This window comes from Modestobacter sp. SYSU DS0657, assembly GCF_054050925.1.
This window is the reverse complement of sequence record NZ_JBJHAG010000002.1, coordinates 139,433-156,245: the sequence shown is the minus strand read 5'-3', so window position 1 is coordinate 156,245 and position 16,813 is coordinate 139,433. Positions and strand designations below refer to the sequence as shown.

Annotated in this window: 15 protein-coding genes; 5 read left to right on the top strand and 10 right to left on the bottom strand. The window is 74.3% G+C overall.

Annotated features, from left to right (window positions below; all coding sequences use genetic code 11):
• Positions 1-117: 117 nt before the first annotated feature.
• Both ACI79A_RS02210 and ACI79A_RS02205 read right to left on the bottom strand, forming a co-directional pair.
• The gene (locus ACI79A_RS02210) at positions 118-447 is read right to left on the bottom strand and encodes a hypothetical protein (protein WP_457079458.1); all 330 of its coding nucleotides are present in this window, start codon (positions 445-447) and stop codon (positions 118-120) included.
• Positions 448-466: 19 nt separating this feature from the next.
• Positions 467-1,357, bottom strand: a complete 891-nt coding sequence (locus ACI79A_RS02205; protein WP_457079456.1) for a 1,4-dihydroxy-2-naphthoyl-CoA synthase — start codon at positions 1,355-1,357, stop codon at positions 467-469.
• A gap of 67 nt (positions 1,358-1,424) precedes the next feature.
• Here ACI79A_RS02205 and ACI79A_RS02200 point away from each other — a divergent pair, with 67 nt between their 5' ends.
• Complete coding sequence (locus ACI79A_RS02200) at positions 1,425-2,216, top strand: endonuclease/exonuclease/phosphatase family protein (protein ID WP_457079454.1); 792 nt, start codon at positions 1,425-1,427, stop codon at positions 2,214-2,216.
• A gap of 13 nt (positions 2,217-2,229) precedes the next feature.
• Here the strand turns inward: ACI79A_RS02200 and ACI79A_RS02195 are convergent, their stop codons facing one another.
• Positions 2,230-2,694: an NUDIX domain-containing protein gene (locus tag ACI79A_RS02195; RefSeq protein ID WP_457079452.1), complete on the bottom strand. Its 465-nt coding sequence runs from the start codon at positions 2,692-2,694 to the stop codon at positions 2,230-2,232.
• Between the two features lie 115 nt (positions 2,695-2,809).
• Here ACI79A_RS02195 and ACI79A_RS02190 point away from each other — a divergent pair, with 115 nt between their 5' ends.
• Together ACI79A_RS02190 and ACI79A_RS02185 are read left to right on the top strand one after the other, a co-directional pair.
• On the top strand, positions 2,810-3,163 hold the full coding sequence (locus tag ACI79A_RS02190; protein WP_457079450.1) for a VOC family protein: 354 nt from the start codon (positions 2,810-2,812) through the stop codon (positions 3,161-3,163).
• Between the two features lie 89 nt (positions 3,164-3,252).
• Positions 3,253-3,549 carry a hypothetical protein gene (locus tag ACI79A_RS02185; RefSeq protein ID WP_457079448.1) on the top strand — a complete coding sequence of 99 codons (297 nt, stop codon included), beginning with the start codon at positions 3,253-3,255 and terminating at the stop codon, positions 3,547-3,549.
• A gap of 69 nt (positions 3,550-3,618) precedes the next feature.
• On the opposite strand, the gene ACI79A_RS02180 is transcribed toward ACI79A_RS02185, so the two are convergent.
• Together ACI79A_RS02180 and ACI79A_RS02175 are read right to left on the bottom strand one after the other, a co-directional pair.
• Entirely contained in the window at positions 3,619-4,218 is a 600-nt protein-coding gene (locus ACI79A_RS02180; protein WP_457079446.1) for a hypothetical protein, read from the bottom strand.
• A complete protein-coding gene (locus ACI79A_RS02175) occupies positions 4,218-5,918 on the bottom strand; it encodes a hypothetical protein (protein ID WP_457079444.1) in 1,701 nt (566 codons plus the stop codon). Before ACI79A_RS02175 ends, ACI79A_RS02180 begins: the two co-directional genes overlap by 1 nt.
• Before the next feature lie 230 nt (positions 5,919-6,148).
• On the opposite strand from ACI79A_RS02175, the gene ACI79A_RS02170 reads away from it, so the two are divergent.
• Positions 6,149-6,721, top strand: a complete 573-nt coding sequence (locus tag ACI79A_RS02170; RefSeq protein WP_457079442.1) for an LOG family protein — start codon at positions 6,149-6,151, stop codon at positions 6,719-6,721.
• 11 nt (positions 6,722-6,732) lie between these two features.
• A complete protein-coding gene (locus ACI79A_RS02165) occupies positions 6,733-7,872 on the top strand; it encodes an NAD(P)/FAD-dependent oxidoreductase (protein ID WP_457079440.1) in 1,140 nt (379 codons plus the stop codon).
• Positions 7,873-7,973: 101 nt separating this feature from the next.
• On the opposite strand, the gene ACI79A_RS02160 is transcribed toward ACI79A_RS02165, so the two are convergent.
• From ACI79A_RS02160 to ACI79A_RS02140, 5 genes are all read right to left on the bottom strand, one after another.
• Entirely contained in the window at positions 7,974-9,017 is a 1,044-nt protein-coding gene (locus tag ACI79A_RS02160) for a GGDEF domain-containing protein (protein ID WP_457079438.1), read from the bottom strand.
• A 71-nt stretch (positions 9,018-9,088) separates the two neighbouring features.
• Complete coding sequence (locus ACI79A_RS02155) at positions 9,089-9,784, bottom strand: potassium channel family protein (RefSeq protein WP_457079436.1); 696 nt, start codon at positions 9,782-9,784, stop codon at positions 9,089-9,091.
• Entirely contained in the window at positions 9,777-11,198 is a 1,422-nt protein-coding gene (locus ACI79A_RS02150) for a TrkH family potassium uptake protein (protein WP_457079434.1), read from the bottom strand. Before ACI79A_RS02150 ends, ACI79A_RS02155 begins: the two co-directional genes overlap by 8 nt.
• 35 nt (positions 11,199-11,233) lie before the next feature.
• On the bottom strand, positions 11,234-12,262 hold the full coding sequence (locus tag ACI79A_RS02145) for a GGDEF domain-containing protein (RefSeq protein WP_457079432.1): 1,029 nt from the start codon (positions 12,260-12,262) through the stop codon (positions 11,234-11,236).
• Positions 12,263-12,439: 177 nt separating this feature from the next.
• Complete coding sequence (locus ACI79A_RS02140; RefSeq protein ID WP_457079430.1) at positions 12,440-16,729, bottom strand: ExeM/NucH family extracellular endonuclease; 4,290 nt, start codon at positions 16,727-16,729, stop codon at positions 12,440-12,442.
• Positions 16,730-16,813 lie beyond the last annotated feature (84 nt).

The following is a 16,813-nucleotide window of genomic DNA, read 5'->3' as shown; positions in this document are numbered from 1 at the left end:
TCACAGGTTCCGAATCGAGACCGCCCGGAGCCGAACGTGACCTCGCGGTGGCTCTCCGCAGAGGCCGGCCAGGGCACACCGCGCCCCGGTCGGTGGTGCGCCGACCTGCTCGTCCGGTCAGGCGGACGCGGCCGGCTCGACGTGCGTGCGCAGGCTGGCGCCGTCGTCGGCGGTCCAGCCGGCGTCCCCCGCGGCCGCGACCATCTCGTCGAACCGGTCCCCCCAGTCGGGGGAGCTCGCCTCCCGCTCAGCGGCGGCACGCAGCGCGGCGACGTCCAGCAGCCCGGTGCCGTCGTCCAGCCGGCCCAGGCCCGCCGCCCGCAGCGCCTGGTCGGCGTCGGCGTCGGTCAGCGCACCCAGGGCCAGGTGCAGCCGCCCCAGGTCCTCGACGTCGGCCACCCGCACCTCCGGCACCTCGTCCGCACCGGTGATCACCTCGACGATCATCGTCTCTCCTTCCGTCGTCCTACACGTGCCAGGGGAACTGGCTGAAGTCCGGGTCGCGCTTCTCCAGGAACGCGTCGCGACCCTCGACGGCCTCCTCGGCCATGTACGCCAGCCGGGTGGTCTCCCCGGCGAAGAGCTGCTGCCCGACCAGGCCGTCGTCGATCAGGTTGAACGAGTACTTGAGCATCCGCTGGGCGGTCGGGCTCTTGGCCACGATCCGGCGCCCCCAGTCCAGCGCGGTCGCCTCCAGCTCGGCGTGCGGCACCACCCGGTTGACCATGCCCATCGCGTGCGCGTCGGCGGCGGAGTACTCCTCGCCGAGGAAGAAGATCTCGCGGGCGAACTTCTGCCCCACCTGGCGGGCCAGGTAGGCCGAGCCGAACCCGCCGTCGAAGCTGCCGACGTCGGCGTCGGTCTGCTTGAACCGGGCGTGCTCGGCGCTGGCCAGGGTGAGGTCGGCGACGACGTGCAGGCTGTGCCCGCCACCGGCGGCCCAGCCCGGCACCACGCAGACGACCACCTTCGGCATGAACCGGATCAGCCGCTGCACCTCCAGCACGTGCAGCCGGCCCGGCGTGCCGGCCTGCCCCTCGTAGCCGTAGCGGCCGCGCACCCGCTGGTCGCCACCGGAGCAGAAGGCCCAGCCGCCGTCCTTCGGGCTCGGCCCGTTGCCGGTGAGCAGCACGCAGCCGACGTCCCGGGCCAGCCGCGCGTGCTCCAGGACGGCGAGCAGCTGGTCGACGGTCTCCGGCCGGAAGGCGTTGCGCACCTCGGGGCGGTCGAAGGCCACCCGCACGACCCCGGCGTCCACGGCCCGGTGGTAGGTGAGGTCGGTCAGGCCCTCGAAGCCGGGGACCTCCTGCCACGCCGTGGGGTCGAAGATCTCCGAGACGTCGTCGCGCGCACTCACGGCCCGAACCTAGCCGCCGCGACGGGCACCCGCCTCGGCCGACCGACTGCCCTGGTCTGATGGCCGGGTGCAGCTACGGGTCGGGACGCTCAACCTCGCCTCCGGCCGCGACGCCCGGGGCCGCTCGCTGGCCCCGGCGGCGCTGCGCGAGGCACTGGGCCCGGTCGACGTCGACGTGCTCGCCGTGCAGGAGGTCGACGTGGGCCAGCCCCGCTCGCAGCACACCGACCAGCCCGCCGAGGTCGCCACCGCCCTGGGCGCCACCGACTGGCGGTTCGCCGCCGCGGTCGCCGGCACGCCGGACCCGTTCCGCAGCTGGTCCCCCGCCGCGGTCGGCCTTCGCGGGCCGGAGCACCCCGCCGACGGCGCCCATTACGGCATCGCGCTGTTCAGCCGGCTGCCGGTGCGGCGCTGGTCGGTGCACGCGCTGGGCGCCGGCCGCGCGCGGCTGCCGCTGCAGGCCCCGGACCCCCGGACCGGCCGGAACCGGCTGTGGTGGTTCCCGGACGAGCCGCGGCTGGCGGTCGCCGCCGAGCTCGACGGGTGCACGGTGATCGGCACCCACCTCTCCTTCGCCCCGCACACCGCGGTGCGCCAGTTGCTGCGGCTGCGCCGCTGGGCGGCCACCCTGCCCGGCCCGGTGGTGCTGGCGGGTGACCTCAACCTGATCGGGCCGCTGCCGGCCCGGGTCTGGGGCGGGCGGCGGCTGGTGGCCGAGCCGACCTACCCGGCGCCGGCACCCCGGGTGCAGTTCGACCACCTGCTCGGCGACGCCGGCGCGCGGGCCGGCGACCCGCAGGTGCGTCAGCTGGCCTTCGGCGACCACCGGCTGGTCACCGCGACGATCGCCCCGCGTTGACCGGTCGGGCGACTCAGCCCAGCAGCGGCACGAGCACCGGCAGCGAGGCGGCCAGACCCGGGTGCAGCAGCACGCCGGGCAGCGCAGCGACCCGGAACCAGCCGACGCCGGCGCTCTCGTCGCTGAGCACGAGGTGCTCGGCGTCGAGCGGCCCGGCCGGCGAGGCGAGCACCGTGGTGTAGCGCCAGCCACCGTGGTCGTCGACCGACTCCGCGCCGAGCACCAGGTCCGCCCGGCGCAGGCCCAGCTCCTCCCCCGCCTCCCGCAGCGCGCCGTCGGCGGCGGACTCGGCCGGGTGCAGCGCGCCGCCGGGCGTGCCCCAGGTGCCGCCGTGGTGCGACCAGCCGACGCGCAGCTGCAGCAGCACCTCGACGCCGTCGGCGCCGTCGCGGTGCACCAGCAGACCGGCGGCCCCGGCCAGCCCCCAGTGCTGGTGCCCGAGCGCACAGGTGGTCCAGCCGTCGGTCGGGGAGCGCACCGCCGTCCTCTCGTCGTCGTGGTCCGGCCCGCCAGTCTGCCGCGCCGTGGCGGCGGTTGCCGCTTGGTCCTCCGGGGCACTCGCGGGTCACCAGCTGATCGAGCAGAGGAGAGTCATGGCCAGCGGAGTGGCGAGCGTCTGGGTGCCGGTGAGCGACATGGACCGGGCCCGGGCGTTCTACCGGGACACCCTCGGGCTGAGCGAGACCAAGACGACCGAGGACTGGAGCGAGTTCGACGCCGGCGGCCTGATGATCGGCCTCAACGCGCGGGAGAACGCCCAGCCCACCGACGGGGGCGCGGTGATCACCTTCCAGCCCGACGGCGACCTGGACGGGGAGGTGGCCGCGCTGCGCGACAAGGGCGTGCAGTTCACCGGTGGGATCAGCGACCACCCGTGGGGCCGGATCGCGCCGTTCAAGGACTCCGAGGGCAACGACCTGCAGTTCTACGGCCCGCCCTCGTCCTGACGGCGGTGCCCTGACGGCGGTGCCCTGACGACGGTGCCCTGACGGCCCCTGCGCCGGGCCCGGGCCGGGTCCGGCGCAGGATGGGCGGCATGGAGACCGTGCAGCTGCGCCGCTACCAGCTCGAGCCCGGCCGGATGGCCGACTTCCTGGCCTGGTTCCCGGCCCTGACCCCGGTGCGGGAGCAGTACGGCTTCCGGCTGCTGTTCGCCCTCGCCGACCGCGAGCACGAGACGTTCACCTGGGCGGTGGCCCACGACGGCGACGAGGCCGAGTTCCGCCGGGTCGAGGCCGAGTACAACGCCTCCCCCGAGCGGGCCCGGGTGTTCGAGACCTTCCCCGCGTGCATCGCCACGATGGAGATCGGCTTCGCCACCCCCGTCGTCTGACCCCCAGCGCAGTGATGGCCATTGTCGCCCCGGGAGGGAGGCGCCAATGGCCATTACTGCGGGCAGGGGTCAGTGGTCGCCGCCCTCGCAGCAGATGTGCGGGTTCTCCCTCTCGAACGGCGTGAACACCCCGCCGGCGGCCCGCTCGACCAGCAACGTCATCCGGCCGCCGGTCAGCTGCGGCCGCAGGAAGCCGTTCGGGCCGGCGTCGACGACGTCGTCCGGTCCGACCGTCGCGCCCACCGCCATGACCGCATCGACGGCGGTCCCGGCCACCAGCTCGGCCACCGGCACCCGCCCGCGGACGCCGTCGGCGCCCGGGAATCGGATCGCCCGCCCGGCCACCGCGGACGACGCCTCGGCCAGCGCCGTCCGGGCCGGGGCGGCGTCGTCGTCGCCGTCCGGGGCCGGGGAGGCGGTGGGCTCGGCGAGGACCGGGCCGCCCAGCTCGCGGGCGAGCGCAGCCTGCGTCGCCGCCGGGTCGGCCGGCGGGCCGGAGAGCCGGATCGACACCCCCGTCCGCGGGTCCGCGGCGGAGCGGTCCACATGGGTGCAGACCAGCTCCGCCGCGGCCCCGGACCCGACGAGGGCCCGGTCGACGGCCGCCAGCAGGTGGGCGTCCGCGGGGTCACGCTCCACGGACGCGCCGCCCCACCAGAGGCCGCTCATCAGACGGCGTCGACGAAGACCGGGTTGGCGTAGAACCAGAGGTCCTCCCACGGGTTCGCGTCACCGACGACGTCGATGAGCGGGTTGCCGGCGGAGTCCATCTGCTTGCCGTCGCTGCCGCGCAGGCGGACGTAGAACGAGCGGTCCACGTTCTTGAACGTGTGCTCGAAGGTCCACTGCGCCCGGCCGCGCCCCACCTCGAAGGTCTTCACCACGCTGGTCTCCGGCGCGGTGAAGACGTCCCGGTCGCTGACCGGACCGGTGACCGGGCCGCTGATCAGGTCGACCTTGGCCAGCTTCGGCACGTCGCCGTTGGCGTTCGCGCCACCGGCCACCTTGACGGTGATGGTGACGGTCACGTCGCCGCCGCGGCGCACCCAGGTGCGGCCACCGAGGGTGGCCCCCTGCGCGTCACCGTGCTGGGCGGAGCGGACCCGCACGTCCAGGCCCTCGATGATCCGGCCGTGCACGGCGACGATCTTGCCGGCCTGCAGCGCCTGCATGACGCCCAGGTACGAGCGGGAGTCCGCCGCCACCAGGGTGCTGCTGTACTGGCCGGGCCAGAAGTCCCCGTACTGGGTGATGGGCCGGCCGGTGTCGACCGGGTCGCCCTTGGTGCCGTGGGCGTCGAAGTCCAGCGGGCCCTGGATGCGGGTGTCGCGGAAGACCCGGTGCGAGTCGGAGGTGGCGGTGACCCACCAGGGCTTGCCCTCGGCCAGCAGCGAGTCCCACATGCCGCCGACCGTCGCGGTCATCCAGTCGAAGCCGCCCCAGGTGCGGTAGGACTCCAGCGGGTAGCCGGGGAAGCTCGCCGACCCGGGCGAGCCGTCGTAGTAGCCGCGGGCGCTGCCGGGGCCGCCCTGCGACTCCGGGATGCCGGCGGCCTGGTGGCCCGGCGCGCCCTCCATGCCGACGGCGACCTGCGGGGCCGCGTCCCGCCAGTTGCGCATCTCGTGCGGGCTGTCGATGCCCTTGCGGCTGGGGTGGTTGGCGAACATCAGCGCCATCTCCACGCGCCGGTTGCGCACCTGGTTCTCCAGGTACTTGAGCGCCTCGATGGCGTAGGGCTCCACGTCGCCGCGGACGCCGTTCGCCGAGAGCACGCTGCCGTCGTAGCCGGCCTCGAAGGCCTTGAGGACGTCGACGGTCGCGTTGCCGGGCGGGAGCATGACGGTCGCGTGCTCGGCGCCCGGGATGTTCCACTCCAGGCCCTGGTAGATCATCGTGCCCGCGTACTGGCGGCGGACCCGCTCGATCTCCGGGGTGATCTTGTCGATCGAGAGCTTCTGGTGCGCGACGCCACCGTGGTCGGTGATGACCATCCAGTCCAGGCCGTACTGCCGGCCCTTGATGACCTGGGTCAGCACGTCGTACTGCGCGTCGGGCGAGTACTGGGTGTGGATGTGGTGGTCGCCGGCGAGGTAACGCATCCCGCTCTTCCACGGGTTCGTCGTCGTGCCGCCGTCGGCGGCGCGCGCGACGCCCTGGCCGACGCCGGCGACCCCGCCACCGACGGCGGCAGCGGCACCCGCGACGGCGGCCGCGGTGGCCAGGAAGGCCCGGCGCGAGACCGACAACGGGTCGTCGGCCTCCGGGTCGGCCCAGGTGCCCTCGACCCCGGCGACCTCGCCGTGGTGGTCGTGGTCGTGGTGGTGGTGGTGGTGGTGGTGACCGTGTCCGTGGTCGTGACCGTGGCTCATCAAGTGCTCCCGCATGGTCGGTGCCGCATCCGTCGGCGGGGACTCTGCGGTGCGCTCGCCACGAACGGGTGACACGGAGTGCCACAACGGGTGAACACCTCCGGACGCACGGCCACGCCTGCTGTGGTCGACCCGACAGCGTCCGGCTGATCGCCCGGCTCGCGCACCGGTGCTCCGCTGACCAGGGGTGAGCAGAGCACCGGCGAGCGCGCCCCCCTACCGTGGTCGGCGTGCGCATCGCCGTCTTCACCGGCTCCCAGGCCGGCCCGCAGAGCCACCAGCGGGCCGCCGCCGCCTTCGCCACCGGCCTCGCCCGGGCGGGGGTGGGCATCGTCTACGGCGGCGGGCACGTCGGGCTGATGGGCGTCGTCGCCGACGCCGCGCTGGCCGCCGGCGGCGAGGTGGTCGGGGTGATCCCGCAGCACCTGGTCGACGACGAGCTGGCCCACCCCGGCCTACCCCGGCTGGAGGTCGTGCGGACCATGCACGAGCGCAAGGCCACCATGGCCGACCTCGCCGACGCCTTCGTGGCGCTGCCCGGCGCGGCCGGGACCCTCGAGGAGCTCTTCGAGGCCTGGACCTGGGGGATGCTCGGGCTGCATGCCAAGCCGACGGCGCTGCTCGACGTCGACGGGTTCTGGCAGCCGCAGCTGGCCCAGCTGCAGCGGATGGTCGACGACGGCTACCTGGCGGCCCACCGGCTCGCTGCGCTCGGGGTGGTGCACGACGCGGCCGGGCTGCTGGCCTTCGTCGAGGGCTACGAGCACCCGGCCCGCAAGTGGACCCCCACCCCCAGCGCCTGACGAAACCCGGTATGCCGCCCGTGGAGCAGGTCGACGTCCTCGTCGTCGGGGGCGGGCCGGCCGGTGCCGCGTGCGCCGCGGCGGCCCGCCGGGCGGCGCCGGACGCCGACGTGCTCGTGGTCGACCGGGCGGACTTCCCCCGGGACAAGGTCTGCGGTGACGGCGTCGCCCCGGAGGCGCTGGACGTCCTCGCCGCCCTCGGGCTGGACGTCGCCGCGCTGACCGACGGCTTCCCCGGGGTGCCCCGGCTGCGGCTGACCGGGCCCGGGGGCGACGTCGTGGAGCGGGCGACCCGCCGTCCGTCCGTGGTGGTGCCGCGCGCGGTGCTCGACGGCCGGCTGCTGGCTCAGGTCCTGGGCGGCGGGGTCCTGGACGGCGGGGTCCGGTTCGTCCGGCACACCGTGCGCTCGGTGACCGACCGGGGCGACTCCGTGGACGTCGACGGCCGCTTCCGTGCCTCCGTGGTGGTCGGCGCCGACGGGGCGGAGTCCGTCGTCCGGCGGGCGCTGGGCGTGCCGGTGAACCGGGGCGACCGGCTGGCGGTGGCGATCCGCGGGTACGCGCCCGAGCCGCCCGGCCAGGCCGGCGTGCAGGTGGTGACCACCACCGACCAGCGCTGGCCGGCCTACGCCTGGTCGTTCCCGATCGGCGACGGCCGGGCCAACGTCGGGTACGGCGAGCTCGTCTCGGGCGCGGTCACCCGGGCCGGGCTGGTCGCCGGGCTGCACCGGCTGCTGCCGGGGATCGCGCCCGAGCAGCTGCGCGCCCACCGGCTGCCGCTGTCGACCGGGCACCCGCGCACGCCCGACGGCCGGGTGCTGCTGGCCGGCGACGCCCGCTCGCTGGTCAACCCGCTGACCGGCGAGGGGATCTTCTACGCGGTGCTCTCCGGTGCGCTCGCCGGGCTCGCCGCGTCGCACGGCGCCCGGGCCGGGGCGGTGCACCGGGCGATGCTGGCCCGGCGGCTGGGCGGGCACCTGCGCTCGGTCCGGGCGGCGTCGCAGCTGTCGCGCTGGCCCCGGCTGATGGACGGCGTCGTCCGCGCCGCCGCCGCGGACGGTCAGGTGTTCGACGACGTCGTCGCGCTCGGGCTGGCCGACGGCCGGCTCACCGCCCGCACGCTGGCCGCCACCGCCCGCCGGCTGCGCTGAGGCCGTCCTGGCTCACCTCGAGTGCTCCTGGCTCACCCCCCACCGTGAGCCAGGAGCACGCACGATCAGGTTTCCTGATCCCAGGGCCAGCAGACAGGACATCAGCGGGCCCCGGCGAGGGCGACCCGGCCCCGGCCACCCCGCTTGGCGGCGTACAGCGCGGCGTCGGCGGCCGCGTAGAGCTCCTCCAGCCCGGTGGCGTGCACCGGCGCGTGCGCGACCCCCAGGCTCACCGACAGCGCCAGCAGCGAGCCGTCGGGCAGCCGCACCGGGGAGGCACGGACGGCGTCGAGCACCTCGGTGGCCCGGCGGGTGGCGACGTCGGGCGGGCAGTCGGGCAGCAGCACCGCCAGCTCGTCCCCGCCCATCCGGCTGAGCACGGCGTCCCCGGCGCGGACCACGCTGCGCAGCACCCCGGCCACGTGCACGAGGGCGTCGTCGCCGACCGGGTGGCCGTGCTGGTCGTTGATCGCCTTGAACGAGTCGACGTCGACCAGCACCAGCGCGGTGCCCTGCGGGTGCAGCGGGGCGGTGAGGGCGCCGGCCAGCGCCTCGTCGAGCACCCGGCGGTTCACCAGGCCGGTGAGCGAGTCGACGCTCGCCTGCCGGTGCAGCGCGGCGACCAGGCGCTCCTGGACGTCGCCGGCGCGCACGAGCATCAGCGAGATCACCACCAGCACGCTGCCGAAGAACACCAGGTCGGTCAGCGCCGGTTCCAGCGGCAGCAGCACCAGCAGGACGGCGGCGTCCAGCAGCACCGCCCCGGTGGTGACCAGCGCGACGGCGGCCCGGCGCAGGTGCGCGGCGACCCAGAGCACCGGGAAGGACAGGAAGGCCTGCGCCGCGGCCGAGGGGTCGTTGGTGACCACGTTCATCGCGCAGACCAGCACGACGCCGAGCAGACCGAGCCAGGCGAAGGCGCCGTGCCGGTCCAGCCGCTCGGCCGGGACCAGCAGCAGCACCGCGCCGACGGCGACCAGCAGCGCGACCGTGCCCCAGGACGCGGCGCGGGTGGTGACGCTGACCGAGTTGGGTCCGAAGGTGGTGAAGACCGCCACGACGACGGCGACCACGGCGATGATGGGCAGCGCCGTGCGCGCGGCGGCCCGCGGGTCGCGGGCCCTCATCGCCGTCGGCAGTCGCACACCTGGTCAACGACACCGGGGACGGTCCGCTGTGCCCGACCGGCCCCGGGCCGCCCCCAAGGGGTGAGGCCTCAGGCCAGCTGGCTGAACTTCTCGGCGAGCTTCGTCCGGCCGGCCACGATGATCACGTCATCGGGTTCCAGCACGGTGTCCGCGGTGGCGTAGGTGAACCCCTCACCGGGGCGCTTGACCGCCACGACCGTCACCTGGTGCCGGGTCCGCACGCCGGTGTCGCCCAGCCGCCTGCCGATGGTGTCCGCCGGCGGCCGGGTCTTGACCATGGCGAAGTCGTCCTCGAACTGGATGTAGTCCAGCACCATCCCGCGCACCAGGTGCGCCACCCGCCGGCCCATGTCGTGCTCGGGGTAGATCACGTGCGGGACGCCGAGCTGGCGGAGGATCCGGCCGTGCGGCTCGCTGAGCGCCTTGGCCCACAGGCCCTCGATGCCGAAGCTGAGCAGCAGCGAGGTGGTGAGGATGCTCGCCTCGACGTCGGTGCCGATGCCCACCACGGCCAGGTCGAAGTCGGGCACCGACAGCTGCCGCAGCGCCTCCTCCTTGGTGGAGTCGGCCCGCACCACCTGGGTGAGCCGGCCGTTGAGCTCCTGCACGATGTCGGGGTCGGCGTCGATGCCCAGCACCTCGGTGCCGGCGGCCATCAGCTCGAGCGCCAGCGCCGAGCCGAACCGCCCGAGGCCGATGACGACGACGGCGTTCGACGGGGCCCGCCGGCCGCCGGAGCGGCGGGAGTGCAGCCAGTCAGCCAATGACGGGTCGCTCCTTCGGTAGTTCGTAGGCCTGGGTGCGCTGCCGCAGGGCCAGCGCCGAGGCCAGGGTGATCGGGCCGAGTCGGCCGATGAACATCAGCGCCACCAGCAGCAGCTGCCCGAACGCGGGCAGGTCGGCGGTGATGCCGGTGGACAGTCCCACGGTGGAGAACGCCGAGACCACCTCGAACAGCACCCGGTCGAGGGTGAAGGGGGTGGCGACCAGCAGCGCCAGCACCGGGAGCCCCACGGCCATGACCGACAGCAGCACCACCGTGATCGCCTGCCGCTGCACCGAGCGCGGCAGCCGCTTGCCCAGCACGTTCACCGCGCCCTCACCGCGGATCTCGGTGAGCACGATGAAGACCAGCACGAAGAACGTGGTCACCTTGATCCCGCCGGCCGTGCCGGCGGGCCCGCCGCCGATGAACATCAGCAGGTCGGTGGCCAGCCAGCTGGCGGGCTCCATGGCGCCCACGTCGAGCACGTTGAAGCCGGCGGTGCGCGGCATGACCGCGGTGGTGAACCCGGCCAGCAGCTTGCCGGGCACCGACAGCGGGCCGAGCGTCGCCGGGTTGCGCCACTCCAGCGCGGTGAGGAACACGGTGCCGACGGCGAGCAGCACCCCGGTGCCCAGCAGCACCAGCCGGGTGTTCATCACCCACTTCCGCGGCACCCGCAGGTCACGGCGCAGCTGCATGAGCACCGGGAAGCCGAGCCCGCCGGCGATGACGGCGGCGTTGATCGGCAGGCAGATCCACGGGTCGGTGGCGAACGGGATGAGGTTGTCGGAGAACAGCGCGAAGCCGGCGTTGTTGAACGCGGAGACGGCGTGGAAGACGCCGTTCCACAGCGCCTCGGGGAGGCTCTGGTCGTAGCCGAGGGCGAACCGCCCCGCCAGAACGACGGCGACCACCGCCTCGAACCGCAGGCTGATCGTGGCGACCCCGACGACCACCCGGCGGATGTCGCCGACGTCGATGCTCTTGGTCTCGGCCGCGGCGTTCAGCCGGGCGCGGAGACCGAGCCGGCGGGCGAGCACCAGGCCCAGCACGGAGGCCAGGGTCATGATCCCGAACCCGCCGACCTGGATCAGCGCGAGGATCACCGCCTCGCCGAACCCGGTCCAGTAGACGGGGGTGTCGACGACCGTCAGCCCGGTCACGCAGACCGCGGAGGTGGCGGTGAACAGCGCCTGGAGCAGCGACGGGCTGCTCTCCGGCACGCTGGCGATCGGCAGCCAGAGCAGCAGGGTGCCCACCGACACCGCCAGCGCGAACGCGGCGACGACCACCTGCGCTGGGTGCCGCAGGTGCGGCCATCGGCGCCAGCGGGAGGGCAGGTCGCCGTCGGCCCGCCGGCGGCGGGCGGTGCGGCCGGTCAACCGCGTCGGGCGGCTCGTCGACGCGGGCACGGACGCGACTGTAGAGCTCGGCCCGGCAGGTCGGCTCACGCCTCGGCGACGGCGAGCTGGTCCCGCCCGGCACGCTTGGCCCGGTAGAGCGCCTCGTCCGCGGCCGGGTACAACGCACCGGCATCGCCGTCCGCGTCGACGTGCGCGACCCCGAGGCTCACCGACAGCGCCAGCAGCGACCCGTCGGGGAGTTCCAGCGGGTGGGTGCGCACCGCCTCCAGCACCTGCCGCGCCCGGCCGACCGCCGCCGTCGCGGAGCAGCCGCGCATCAGCAGGGCCAGCTCGTCACCGCCCATCCGGCCCAGCACGGCGTCCGACCGGCGGACGGCGCGGGCCAGCACCCCGGCGACGTGCGCCAGCGCCGCGTCACCGACCGGGTGGCCGTGGACGTCGTTGACCACCTTGAACCGGTCGATGTCCACCAGCACCAGGGCCGTCCCGGGCGGGGTGCCCACCGCGTCGGCCACGGCGTCGTCGAGGACCCGCCGGGTGACGAGCCCGGTGAGGGCGTCGATGGTGGCCTGCTGCTGCAGCACCCGCACGAGGTCCTCGCGCCGTCCCTCCGCACCGACCAGCACCACGGTCAGTGTGATGAGCGCCGTCCCGGTGAACAGCGAGTCGGTCACCGCGCGGACCGGGTCGGCGAGCAGGAGGGTCACCAGCACGTTGCCGGCGACGGCCACCGAGGTGACCAGGGAGGCGGCGACCGCCCGGAACTTGGCGGCGCCGAGCAGGGTGGGCATGACCAGGAACACCTGGGCCGCCGCGGAGGTGTCGCCGGTGGCGAGGTTGGTCGCGTTGGCCAGCACCGCTCCCAGCAGGGGGATGGCGAGCAGCCCGCCGTGCGCGTCCAGCCGCTCGGCGGGCACCAGCCGGCAGGCCGCCACCCCGCTCAGCAGCAGGGTCACCGCCGTCCAGCAGGCGATCTGCCCGGGCACGGTGCGGTTCACGGGGTCGAGCACGGCGGCACCGGCGACGACGACGGCGCTCGCCGCGAGCACCACGACCGACGCCCGGGCAGCCGCGACCGCGTCCCGGGCGTGGAGTGATGGAGGAAGGGCCACGAGATCGAATCGGCACGAACGGGTGACGCCTGAGGACGATCACCCGCCCGGGTGGGACCAGCACCCGCCCGGGACGGCGACGGGCCCCCGACCGGAGTCGGGGGCCCGCCGTCGTGCTCGCTCGGTGGCGCACCGGGTCGGCGCGTCACCTCAGCCGGGGCGGAGCGCCCCGGCCGGTCAGCCCAGCCAGCCCCGCAGCAGCTGCCACAGCCAGCCCAGAAGCTGGCCCACGAAGCCGCCACCGAAGCCGCCGCCGTTGCCACCGCCGTTGCCGTTGCCCGGCTTCGGCTTCTCGGTGACCTGCACCTCGACGCTCGCGGTCGTCCCCGAGGTCGCGCCGGTCGCGGTGACCTGGACGGCGCCCACGCCCACCGACTTCGGCACCGTGACCCGGACCGACGCGGCGCCCTCGGCGTCGGTGCGCACGTTGCCCAGCCGCTTCCCGCCGACGGTGACCACGACCCGCTCCTCCGGGCCGAAGCCGGTCACCGAGAAGGTGACCTTGTCACCGTGGGCGAACGTGGTCGGCGAGACCGCGACGGTCGCCGGCGCCTGCGGCTCCTCGGCCTCCCCGACGGTCACCCGGTCGGTGAAGCTCTCCGGGCTGAGCGGCGAGTTCTCCTCCAGGTACGCCCGGAAGGCGTCGAAGTCGATCAGCCCGGTGCCCTCCGTGGTCCCCTCGGCGAAGGTGGTGAAGTTGTCACCGCCGGAGGCCAGGAAGCTGTTGGTCGCCACCCGGTAGGTGGCGTCGAGGTCGATCGGCTCCCTCGAGATCCGGATGCTTTCGACGATGATCCGCTCACCGGCGGGCGCCTCCGGGTCGTAGGACCAGGTCAGCTCCTCGGAGGTGCCCAGGGCCAGGAACGGCCGCGAGCTGCCCTCGGGCTGCCACTGCTGCTCCAGCACCTCCACCAGCTGGGCGCCGGTGAGGCTGACGACCACCAGGTCGTTGGCGAACGGGGTGACCTCGTTGGCCTCGGCGAGGGTGATCACGCCGTCCTCCCCGTACAGCAGGTCGGCCCGCAGGCCGCCGGGGTTGACCAGGCCGAGGTCGGCCGGCTCGATGGCGCTGTCCGCGGCCCCGTACACGTAGCTGTCCGCGACCAGGCCGCCGAGGGCCGAGTACGACCCGCGGTCCTCGACCTGCTGACCCTCCGGACCGGTGGTGAAGGCCCGGGTGATGTCGGCGGTGATCGAGCCGACGACCTGGCTGCCGATCTCCTCGGCCACCGCCTGGGCGGCCGCGACGGTCTCGGCGACCTCGGCGACCCGCGGGTAGGCGGCGACCAGCTCGTCGGCCGGCACCTCGGTGAGCGTCAGGTTCTCCACCGTCGAGGAGGTGACCTCACCGGTCGCCTCGTCGTAGGAGAGCACGATCCGGCCGAGGTCCGCGGCGTAGGAGCCGGTCTGGATCACCGGACGGGTCCCGTCGGTGCCGGGGACCGGCGCCTCCCAGGCGTAGGTCTGGTGCGTGTGCCCGGTGAAGATCGCGTCGACGTCGGCGTCCGCGCCGTTGACGAGGGCGGCGAACGCGGTGTCGGCGGCGAGCTGCTCCTCCAGCGTGCTGGTCGCCTCGCCCTCCGGGGCACCCTCGTGGGCGAGCAGGACGATCACGTCCGCCTCGTCCCCGACCCCGTCGGTCAGCTCGTCGGTCACCCGGTTGGTCGCCTCGAGCGGGTCCCCGAAGGTGATGCCCTCGATGCCGGCCGGGGAGACCAGCGAGCTCGTCTCCTCGGTGACGACGCCGATCACGCCGACCGTGACGCCCTCGGCGTCCAGCAGCGCGTACTCCGGCAGCGCCGGCTCACCGTCGGCGCCGTAGACGTTCGCCCCCAGGATCGGGAAGTCGGCCAGGCCGCTCTCGCCGTCGACCCCGACCCGGTCGGTGAGGTCGGCGAAGCCGCGGTCGAACTCGTGGTTGCCCGCGGCCGAGGCCTGCAGCCCCATCTCGTTCAGCACCTCGAGCGTGGGGGCGTCCTGCTGGCTGGCGGAGACGAACGGCGAGGCGCCGATGTTGTCCCCGGCCGACAGCAGCAGGGTGGCGTCGACGTCGTCCCGGGCCCGCTGCTCCTCGACGGTGCCCGCCAGGGCCACCGCGTCGTCCAGCCGGCCGTGGAAGTCGTTGATGCCGAGCAGCTGCAGGTCGACCGTGCCGTCGTCCTCGCCGTCGCCACCGCCACCGGTGCCCGGCTCACCGAGGTCCAGGCCGACGACGATCGGGTCGTGGTCGGAGGACCGGAACGGGTCGTCGTCGTACCAACCGGGGTAGCCGTCGTACTGGTAGCCGTAGGACTCGACGGAGTTGATGTTCCAGATGTCGACGCCGGTGACGGCCTCCTCCAGCGCCGGCGAGGCGAACGCGTGGTCGAGGGAGCCGACCCGGCCGCTGAAGACGTAGGTGCTCTCGCCGGTCTCCGCCCCGAGGTTGGTGTAACCAGCCTCGGCGAGGACGTCGAGCGGGTCCTCCATCGTGTAGCTGTTGAAGTCACCGATCAGCATGGTGGCCTCGGCCGCACCCTCCAGCGAGTCGACGAACGCGACCAGCCGCTCGGCCTCCGCGATGCGGGTGGCGTTGGCGTTGCCCTGGCCGTCGCCGGTGTCCTCGTCGCCCTCGGGCGCCGAGCCCTTGGACTTGAAGTGGTTCACGACGACCGTGAACTCCTCACCGGCCGCGCGGAAGGTCTGCGCGAGCGGCTGACGGGCCAGCCCGGCCCACATCTCGTCGGTGTCGACCACCGACTCCCCCACCAGCTCGACCGCGGCCGGCTGGTAGATGAAGGCGTTGCGGATGACGTCCTGGTCCTCCACCGGCGGCAGCACCGACGGCGAGGGCACGAACGCCCAGCGGTCCTCGCCGGCCGCGGCGTTCAGCGCGACGGTGAGGGCGGCCAGCGCCTCGTCGCGGTCCTCCCCGAACTTCACCGAGTTCTCGATCTCCTCCAGGGCGACCACCTCGGCACCCAGGGCGTTGATCGCCGTGACGATCTTGGCCTGCTGCTCCGCCAGCTCGGCGGCGTTCTCGGCCCCGCGGGCGTCGTCATCGACGGAGGTGAGGGTGGTGAAGTAGTTGAGGACGTTGAACGAGGCGACCTGGACGTCGCCGCCGACCTCCTCGGGGGCGTCGGTGCGCGGGTTGCTGTCGTCGAAGACGGCCTTCCCGCTGGTCTCCGCGGTGACGACGGTGGCCGGCTGGGCGCGCCAGGCGTCGTACCGGTAGTCGAGGACGTAGGGCACCTCACCGAAGGAGGTGACCCGGTCCCCGACCCGGATGGCGTCCTCGGGGGAGCCGTAGCTGGGCTCCAGCCCGGCGGTCGCGAGGTTGGTGCTGCGACCGTCGTCCAGCAGCAGCACCTTCTCGGCGTTCGCCGCCTCGTAGGCGATGGCCTCCTCGCCGGGCTCGACGACGTCGGTCGCCTGGCGCAGCGGCTCGGTGCCGACGGTGAGCATGATCTCGCCGTAGCGGTTGAGGTTGTAGACCTCGGTGACCGTGTAATCGCCGGTGGGCTGGAAGAGCATGCCCTCCAGCGACTCGCGGGCCGCGGCGTCGGTCTGCGCCCAGTCGATGGTGACCGGGGCGGGCAGAGCGGCGTCGTCGTCGCAGACCGCGACCGCGCTCGCCTCGACCTGGGTCAGGCCGTTGTACTCGGCGACCTCACCGGTGACCTGGACGGCGTCGCCGATCTCGAGGCCGTCGGCGCGGAAGACGTTGACCGCGGTCGAGGCGTCGCCCGGTGCCGCGGCCGGGTCCTGCACGAAGACGCTGCCGAAGCCGTCGGGGCTGCTCGTCACGACGCCGGCGACGGTGACCGTCTCGCCCACCAGGGGGCTCTCGTCGCCGGGGCCCTGGACGTCGGTGATGGCGGTGAGGCCGTCGGTGGCGCAGTCGACCGGCTCGGGCTCGGGCTCGGGCTCGGGCTCGGGCTCGGGCTCGGGCTCGGCGACCGTGTTGGCCGCGCCGAAGGTGTTGGTGTCGGTGACCACCCACGCGCCGTCGACCAGCTGGATCGAGCCGTCGGCCGGGCTGCCGCTGCCCTCGGTCACCCCGACGTCGGTGGAGTCGACCGGCTCGCCGTCGATGGTGCCGGTGAAGGCGCCACCGTAGGACAGGAACTGCACGACCGTGCCGGCGGCGTCCACCAGGGCGATGCCGTCCGGGTTGCCGTTCTGCAGGCCGGCGAAGTCGACGACCACCGTGCCGGACTCGCCGACGACGCCGGACAGCGTCTTCGTCGCGTAGGGGGCGCCACCCTTGCCGTTGACGCCGACGAGCGTCCAGCCGGTGAGGTTGGTGCCCGGCGCGGCGGTGACCTCGACGCGCTCGTTGGCGTCGGCACCGCTGTTGTCGTAGTGGAACTCGCTGATGAACGGGCTGCCGGCGGGCGGCTCGACCGCCAGTGCGGGGGACGCGCCGAGCAGAGCACCCCCCACGGCGACGGCGGTGACGGCGGCGACCCTGCGCGCTGTCATCGAGTGGGCGAACGGCACGGATGGCCTCCCGGGTGGGACGGATCGGTACGACGCCGAGGACTGTCACTCATTCGTGTGAACGGC